The organism is Streptomyces sp. SID3343, from assembly GCF_009865215.1.
In the GTDB taxonomy this organism is placed as follows: Bacteria; Actinomycetota; Actinomycetes; order Streptomycetales; family Streptomycetaceae; genus Embleya.
In genome coordinates, this window is record NZ_WWJX01000509.1 from 1 (window position 1) to 8,374 (window position 8,374).

Genomic DNA, 8,374 nt, shown 5'->3' on the forward strand with positions numbered 1-8,374 from the left:
GGCGCGTCAGCGCCCACTGATCGATCGTCGACCGGTGCTCGACGAGCGGCAGCGAGGAGAGGCGGCGGAGCCGCCGGCGGCGCAGCCGCCCCCCGGCCCGAAGGGCCGGTATTCAGCGCCGGCGGTCGGGCACGGGGGAGTGGGTCCGGCCGCCGGCGCTTTTTCTACCTTCGGGGCGGTGGGTGCGCCGTCGCGCTGGGGGGTGTCAGGTCCCCCGTGCGCCCTTTCGGTGTCCTTGGGTTGCCCGGTCGGGACGCCGGAAAACCGTCCTCGGCCGAACAGGTCGAACCCGGCCGGACCAGGTCGCCAAGCGGTCGTGCGCGCGTCCATTCGGAGGCCAAATTGCCATTACCGGTCAGGAACTTGATGCTGCGTCAGGCCACCGTCCGCAGCCGCGCCGCCCCATGAGGCCCCGGCCCGGCCCCGATCAGGATCCGGCCGACAGCCGCTCCAACGCGCCGATCAGGTCCGGATAGCGCCGCGTCCGCGCTCCGCCGTCCACCCCGTACACGCTGCCCGACACGAACCCGGCCTCGTCCGAGGCCAGGAACAGCACCACCGCCGCGACCTCCTCCGGCTCGGCGAAGCGGCCGAGCGGAGCGTTCTCGACGTACTCCTCGACCACTCCCGGGACATGCCACATCCCGGACGTGGCCTGCGTACGAATCAGCCCCGGCGCCACCGCGTTCACCCGCACACCCGCCGGCCCCAACTCCAGGGCCGCCACCTCCGTCAGCGCCACCACACCGGCCTTGGCCGCGCAGTACGCGCCCATGCCCCGCCCCGCCTGGACCGCGTTGAGCGAGGCCATGTTGACGATCGAGCCGCCGCCCTCCTGCGCGCGCATCGCCAGCCCGGCGTGCTTGACCGTCAGGAACGCGCCGTTGAGGCACAGGTCCACGACCCGGCGCCACGACGCGTAGTCGTGCTCGGCCAGTTCCGCCGCCGTACCGCCGCCCGCGTTGGCCACCGCGACGTCCAGCCGGCCGAAGCCGTCCACGGCGGCCCGTACCAGCGCCGCCACGTCCTCCTCGACCGTCACGTCGCACAACCGCGTCACGCACCGCTGCTCGCCGAGCTCGGCCGCCAACGACGCGAGCCCCGCCGCGTCGATGTCGCCCGCGACCACGAACGCCCCCTCGGCCGCGAACCGTTGCGCGATCGCCCGCCCGATACCCGCCGCCGCACCCGTGATCAGCGCGACCTTGCCCTCGATCCGACCGGGGCCGGGGGCCGTCCCGTCGCCGGCGGACGGCTCGGACCGGTCGCCCACACCCTGCCCACTCACGCCGACGCCCCCTTCGTGTTCTCGTAGTCCTTCATCGCGCCGCCGACCGCCTGCGCGGTCTGGTCCCGCCAGGTCTGCGACAGGCCGACCTGCCACTCCTGCGACGCCAACGGCCCGTGTGAGGCGCCGGTGAAGTACGGGATCACCTCGCGCGCGATCAACTCGTACGAGCGCTTCGTCGCCTCGGCGTCCGCGAAGTCCGCGCCCATGAACAGATAGGTGCCGAAGCCGCCGGACTTCTGCCACAGCCGCTCGATCTGTCGGATCGCCATCGCGGGAGTGCCGCAGATGAAGGAGCCGGTCGCGTTGCCGTGCTCGATCCGTTGCTCCAGCGGCGTCGACGGGTCGAGCGGCACCGGCAACACCTTGGCCTGGTAGTCCTGGATGCCCTTGAGCCCGTACGCGACGTCGCGACGCGCCTGCTCCTCGGTCTCGGCGATGTGCATCATGCCCATCAGCCGCCATGCGGAGCGGTCCATGGTCTGCCCGTAGCGCGCGGCCACCTCGTTGGCGACGCCCCAGTGCGTGCCGAGCGCGTCGAAGCCGCCTTCCTGACTCGCGGCGATGGACAGCATGCCCGCGCCGAAGCGCCCGGCGGTCCGCGGGCCGGCCGGGGAGAACGTCGCCGCGACCGCGATCTCGATCGACGGGTGTGTGTAGGGGCGCAGTTGCAACCGCGCGTCGCGCAACGTGAACCAGTCGCTCTCGCGGGTCACCGGTTCGCGGCCCGCGAGCAGCGCGATCACCGCTTCCAGCGACTCCTCCATCATGCCGCGCTGGCGGGCGGTGTCGATGCCCAACATGTGCGCGTCGGACGCGAGCTGGCCGGGGCCCACGCCGAGCATGACCCGGCCGCGGGTGAGGTGGTCGAGCAGCACCATGCGGTCCGCGACGTGCAGCGGGTGGTGATACGGGAGCGAGACCACGCCGGTGCCGAACCGGATGTGCCGGGTGCGCGCCGCCGCGCTCGCGATGAACAACTCCGGGGAAGCGACGATCTCCCAACCACCGCTGTGGTGTTCGCCGATCCACGCCTCGTCGTAGCCGAGTCGGTCCAGGTGCTCGACGAGCGCGAGGTCCTGTTCGAGCATCAGCGTGGGGTTGCGCCCGGCCTGGTGGAAGGGCGCGAGGAAGACCCCGAACCTGAGCGGGCTGCGCTCGCCCACGGCGACCTCTTGGGCGATCTGCTGCGGTTTCGTGTGTGCCACCGCGACTCCTTGCGTATCCCCGAAACTGATGATCCGTCACCGTTACAGGTCGCGATGCGCGAATCAAGAGACGCACTATGCGAAAGATGTGCCCTCGGTGCCGGGGCACTCGGCGCCCCCGGTACCCGCGAGCGTGCCGCCGTACCACTTCGGTGGTGTCGTGTCGCGGGTCGGCTCACAACACCCGGCTCGGTCGATCGCGCGCCCCCGGTTCACGTCGCGCACGACACCACGGGGCCCGGCAGCCCGAAATGGACTGGCCCGTCCGCTCCCGACCGAGTAGGAAGGGATGTCGAGCAACCGGCGACCGGCCGGCGACCGACCCGGCAGCCGACTCGGCGACCGACCCGACCGACTCGGCAGCCGGCCGGCCGCACGGTCACCGGCACCATCCACCAGCGGGCAGCCCCGCCGACAGCAGCACGAAGGACGCGCGCACGCCATGGGCTACATCGATGTCAACGCCATCGGCTTTACCTTGCCGGATGGCCGTGTCCTGCTCGACGAGGTGTCCTTCCGCGTCGGCGACGGCAAGACCGTCGCGCTGATCGGCGCGAACGGGGCCGGCAAGACGACGCTGCTGCGGATCATCACGGGCGAGCTCAAACCCGACTCCGGCGCGGTCGCCCGAACCGGCGGTCTGGGCATCATGCCGCAGTTCGTCGGCCGGATCCGCGACGCCACCACGGTGCGCGACCTGCTCGTCTCGCTCGCCCCGCCGCGGATCAGGACCGCGGTGCTCGCGGTCGACGAGGCCGAGTTGGCGATGATGGACAACGACGACGAGAAACACCAGATGCGCTACGCGACGGCGCTCGCCGAGTTCGGCGACGCCGGGGGCTACGACATCGAGCCCGCGTGGGACCAGTGTTGTCAGGCCGCACTCGGTACGACCTACGACGGGGCCAAGTGGCGCGAGGTGCGGACCCTGTCCGGCGGCGAGCAGAAGCGCCTCGCGCTGGAGGCGCTGCTGCGCGGACCGGACGAGGTGTTGATCCTCGACGAGCCGGACAACTACCTCGACGTGCCGGGCAAGCGCTGGCTGGAACAGCAGCTCAAGGAGACCCAGAAGTCCGTACTCCTGGTTTCGCACGACCGCGAACTGCTCGCCCAGGCCGCCGACCGGATCGTCACGATCGAACTCGGCGCGGCCGGCAACACCGTCTGGATCCACGGTGGTTCGTTCGCGACCTACCACGAGGCCCGCCGGGCGCGGTTCGAGCGCTTCGAGGAACTGGGCCGGCGCTGGGACGAGGAGCACGCCAAGCTCAAGGCGCTCGTGCTGATGTACAAGACCAAGGCCGCGTACAACGACGGCCTCGCGTCCCGGCTCCAGGCGGCCCGTACCCGACTGCGCAAGTTCGAGGAGATCGGTCCGCCGCAGAACATCCCGCGCGAACAGGACGTCAAGATGCGGCTGCGCGGATCGCGGACCGGCAAGCGCGCGGTGATCGCCGAGGCGGTCGAACTGACCGGCCTGATGAAGCCGTTCGACGTCGAGGTCTGGTACGGCGACCGGGTGGCGGTACTGGGCTCCAACGGTTCGGGCAAGTCGCACTTCCTACGGCTGCTCGCGGCCGGCGGCACCGATCCCGACGTCGAGCACGAACCGGTGGGCGACACGGTGATCCCGCCGGTCGCGCACACCGGGCGGGCCAGGCTCGGCGCGCGCGTGCGGCCCGGTTGGTTCGCGCAGACGCACGACCACCCGGAGTTCGTCGGCAAGACGCTCGTCGACATCCTCGGCCGCGGTGACGAACACCGCAGCGGACTCGGGCGCGAGGGCGCGGCCAAGGTGCTCGACCGCTACGAACTCGCGTACGGCGCGGAGCAGCCCTTCGACACCCTGTCCGGCGGCCAACAGGCCCGATTCCAGGTGCTGTTGCTCGAACTCTCCGGCGCGAACCTGCTGTTGCTCGACGAGCCGACCGACAACCTCGACCTGGTCTCGGCGGAGGCCCTTCAGGAAGCCCTCGAAGCCTTCGACGGGACGGTCCTCGCGGTCACCCACGACCGTTGGTTCGCGTCGTCGTTCGACCGCTTCATGGTGTTCGGCCAGGACGGCCGGGTGCGCGAGACCGACGGCCCGGTCTGGGACGAGGGTCGGGTGGAGCGGGCCAGGGGCTGAGCCGTACGGCCGGCGGCCCGGACCGCCGACGATCCCGAGGTACCGATGCTCTTGGTGGGCATCGGTACCTCGGGGTTCGGTCGTGGTGGGCCGGCGGTTGCGTTCCTTGCGCCGCCCGGTGTCTAGCTGATGGCGAAGTCGTCGCCGTAGACGGAACCTTGCCCGTACCAGCCGTGGATGTAGACCGTCACCGAGCCGTTGGCGCCGACGGTGAACGGCACGGTCAGCTTGGTCCACGCGTCACCGGGAGAGGCCCACGTGCTCCCCGACGCTCCGCCGCTGACGCCCAGGTAGGCGTAGTTGCCGTGGACCCACGCGGTCAGCGTGTGGGACGAGTTCGGGGTGAGCGCCACGGTCTGCGTGCACTGGCCGGTCTGGGCCGCTCCGGCCGCCACCTGGAGGGCGTGCGTGCCGCCGTGTGCGGGCGTGGCCGCGTTGGAGCCGCCGGGCTGGCAGGTCCACGGGGCGAGCGTGCCGCTTTCCAGGTCGCCGTTGACCAGGACCCCGCCGGGGCCGCTCGTGACGGTGAGCGTGTAGGTGGTGGCGTGGGTCGCGGAGGTGCCGGTGCCGGTGATGGTGAGGGGGTAGGTGCCGGGTGCGGCGGCTGCGGTGGTGGTGATGTCCAGGGTCGCGGTGCCGCCGGCGGTGACCGAGGTCGGGTTCACGGTGGCGCTGACGCCGGCCGGTGCGCCGGTGACGGTGAGCGCGACGTTTTGGGCCGCGCCGTTGGTGACGGCGGTGCCGACCGTGGCACTGGTGCCGCTGCCGGGGGCGACCGAGCCGGATCCGGGCGCGACCGCGATCGAGAAGTCGTTGGTGACGGTGCCGGTGACGGTGAGTACGTAGGTGGTCGTGTGCGTGGCCGAGGCGCTGGTGCCCGTGATGGTGAGCGGGTAGGTGCCGGGCGGCGCCGCGGTGGTGGTGGTGATGTTCAGGGTCGCGCCGGTACCCGTGGTCGGGTTGAGGGTGGCATCGACGCCGACGGGCGCGCCGGCGACGGTGAACGCGACGCTCTCCGCGGTGCCGCTGGTGACGGCGGTGCTGACCGCGGCGGTGGTGCCGCTGCCGGGGGCGACCGAGCCGGATCCGGGCGCGACCGCGATCGAGAAGTCGTTGGTGACCGTACCGCTGCCGGTGAAGGGCTGGAACGTGTGGCTGAAGTACCACAGATCCTGGGCGATCCCGGAGCAGTTGTCGGCCGCCGCGCCGCCGGGGCAGTTGCCGTTGTCGCGCTGCAACGCCCACATGGACAGCGTGTTGATGTTCTTGCTCTTGGCCCAGGCGACCAACGTCGTCGCGTCGGCGGTGGTGAACGTCTCGGCCGGGCCGAAGTCGTCGACGCCCGGCATCACGGTGACGCCGATCATGGCCCAGATCTGGGCCGAGGTCTTGCCCGGGTACAGCGAGGTCAGTTGGGCGTGCAGTCCGGTAGCGGCGTTCTGCGCGTCGGTGGACATCTGGTGCGGCTGGTTGTCGTAGAAGTCGAACGCCATGATGTTGACGACGTCGACCTTGGCACCGTTGGTGACCGCGTTGCGCAGCAGGGCCACGCCGCTCTCCGCGAGGCCGTGCGTGGTGCTGGGCAGGGTGTACGAGAACTGGATCGAACGACCGTTGGCCGCCGCCCACGTCTGGACCTGCTTGATCGCCTTGTTGCGGCGGTCGACCCCGGCCGCGTTCTCGATCGAGTCGGCCTCGATGTCGAGGTCGATGCGGCTGAGGTCGTAGGTGGTGATGAGGTTCTGCCACGCCAGGGCGATGGAGTTGACGTTGGTGCAACTGTCCGCGAGTTCGGTACCGGTGGTGTCCGCGGTGTAGCCGCCGAACGACGGGATCACGTCGCCGCCGCGGGAGCGGATGGTGGCGATGTCGGCGCCGAAGACGGACTGCGACACCGGCATGCTGGTGTCGCCGTTCCAGTACGGCGTGCACGATCCGGCGGTCGCCGTCTGGAGGAACGCCATCGTCAGGTACTTGGCGCCGGACTGCTGGGACAACGTGGCGGGGTTCTCGCCGGTCCAGGCTTCGAAGTAGGGAGCGAAGACGCGGGTGGGCAGCGGCGTCGCGGCCTGCGCGGTGCCGCCGCCCGCGAAGGCGAGGCCCAGGGACGCGGCCGCGGTGGTGATCACGGCCAGCAGGGCTCGAAGGGAACGTGGTCGACTCATGGGTGCTCCGACTCTCGGATGCGCGGACTCCCGGATGCGCGGGAGGGGCCGAACGTGGGCAGTGCGCTGTGCGGTACTCGACGGGCAGCGTCGATCGACGCCCGAACGAGGGGACGGGACCGGGTGGAAACAGGGCATGCGAAGCCGCCCGGAGAGGGCGTGGTACGCCGGCGCCAAAGCACGTGCGATGCAGCCCGACCGCAGGGGACGCGGCGGAACACAGCCCATAATTGGACTAGACCAAATGCGTGTCAAGGTTCCGGTCGAGACGACTCGAACAGACCCTGACCGGCACCGTCGCGAGGTCGGACGCGCGGCCGGAGGGGCGACGAAAAGGCGTTGGTCCAGGCGCAGTTCGCCAATTTTTGCCAACCGGGTGGCGTGCCCACGCGAACCCTTCGCGGCTGCTATGCGGCGCTGCGAGAGGGCGGGCGCGAGGGCCGTTGCGGCAAGAGTGACCTCTGCGGTCTCCCGGCGGCCTCTCCCGTCTCCCTGCGGTTCGAAAAGGCTTTGCGGCCGGGTGCGGTACACCTTTAGCGTCTGCTTCACGACGGCGTGTAGCTCAGCAGGAGAGCACCGGGCTCTTTTCCCGGAGGGCGCGGGGGCGGAACCCGCCATGCCGGCTATGAACGTTCACGATGAGCACCAGGACAAGCACCCCGTCGACGTGGGCTGGGTCGCCGGCCGATTGGCGAGCGCCCTCGTCACGGCAGGCACCCACGAGGACCCCGCCACCGCCCGCCGCGCGCTCGATCGCGTCCGCGTCTGGCGGCGGGTGTTGCGCGGCATCTCCGACGGGACGGTGCGTCCGGGTTCGCGCACCCCCGTTGCCGGTGCTCCCGGGTGGGTGACCCTGGAGGTCGCCCGCGGCGGTTTCGCCACCGGCGCGGAGAGCGCCGGCGGGGCCCTGCGCCCCTACGAGGTGGAGACCGCGCGGCGCGCCGGCGTACCCGCCGAGCGGCGCGCGCTGTTCGAACATCACCTGACCGAAGCGGGGTTGGCCGAACTGACCGAACTGCTCGACTCCGGTGCCTACGAGGTGCAAGTGCCCGAGGAGGCCGCGCTGCTCGTGGTCGCGTGGCTGGTGCGCACGGGGGACCGGCTCGGCGCCCTCGAACTCCTGGACACCATCGTCCCGTTCGCGGACCGGCTGCGCTTCTATCCCGGGCCCGGGCCCGCGATCGACGAGGACCCGACCACGGCCTGCCGCAACACCGTCGGCGACGTGCGGCGCGCGGTCGCCGACCGCCTGCCCAACGACGCCATCGACGCGATGCACGAAGCGCTCACCGTGTGGAATCCGTACGCCGACGACCTGCTCGCGCACTGGCTCGACACCGTCGAAAACGGCCGGATCCCGGCGCGGACCCCGGACGCCGCGTGGCTGGAGCGCGGCGCGGCACTCCTCGTGCGCTACCGCGAACTGGCCGCGGCACACCGGCTGTGCGGCAAGCACCGCCGGCCGAAGGAGAACCAGACCGTCCTGCGGGTCGCCCTCGAGGCGGCGGTCGCCGGCCGCGGCCCGGACCCGCGCCTGCGCGGCCGGCTCCAGTACGCGGTGGACTCGATGGTGCGCCGCCGCGGG

The 8,374-nt window shown here is 71.4% G+C and carries 4 protein-coding genes, 1 tRNA gene and 1 pseudogene; 3 read left to right on the forward strand and 3 right to left on the reverse strand.

Translation table 11 applies throughout. The features are described 5' to 3' along the window. Window positions 1–427: 427 nt before the first annotated feature. Together GT354_RS16120 and GT354_RS16125 are read right to left on the reverse strand one after the other, a co-directional pair. Window positions 428–1,288, reverse strand: a complete 861-nt coding sequence (locus GT354_RS16120; protein WP_346012049.1) for an SDR family NAD(P)-dependent oxidoreductase — start codon at window positions 1,286–1,288, stop codon at window positions 428–430. Then, entirely contained in the window at window positions 1,285–2,496 is a 1,212-nt protein-coding gene (locus GT354_RS16125; RefSeq protein WP_161357006.1) for an LLM class flavin-dependent oxidoreductase, read from the reverse strand. Before GT354_RS16125 ends, GT354_RS16120 begins: the two co-directional genes overlap by 4 nt. Window positions 2,497–2,938: 442 nt before the next feature. Here GT354_RS16125 and GT354_RS16130 point away from each other — a divergent pair, with 442 nt between their 5' ends. Continuing rightward, window positions 2,939–4,624 carry an ATP-binding cassette domain-containing protein gene (locus GT354_RS16130; RefSeq protein WP_161357007.1) on the forward strand — a complete coding sequence of 562 codons (1,686 nt, stop codon included), beginning with the start codon at window positions 2,939–2,941 and terminating at the stop codon, window positions 4,622–4,624. A 122-nt stretch (window positions 4,625–4,746) separates the two neighbouring features. Here the strand turns inward: GT354_RS16130 and GT354_RS16135 are convergent, their stop codons facing one another. After that, window positions 4,747–6,789 carry a glycosyl hydrolase family 18 protein gene (locus GT354_RS16135; protein ID WP_161357008.1) on the reverse strand — a complete coding sequence of 681 codons (2,043 nt, stop codon included), beginning with the start codon at window positions 6,787–6,789 and terminating at the stop codon, window positions 4,747–4,749. Between the two features lie 551 nt (window positions 6,790–7,340). Between GT354_RS16135 and GT354_RS16140 the strand changes: the two genes are divergently transcribed. Together GT354_RS16140 and GT354_RS16145 are read left to right on the forward strand one after the other, a co-directional pair. Continuing rightward, window positions 7,341–7,412: transfer RNA gene (locus GT354_RS16140), tRNA-Lys, on the forward strand. 2 nt (window positions 7,413–7,414) lie between these two features. Then, window positions 7,415–8,374 (forward strand): annotated as a pseudogene (locus tag GT354_RS16145) (hypothetical protein); the annotation flags it as partial.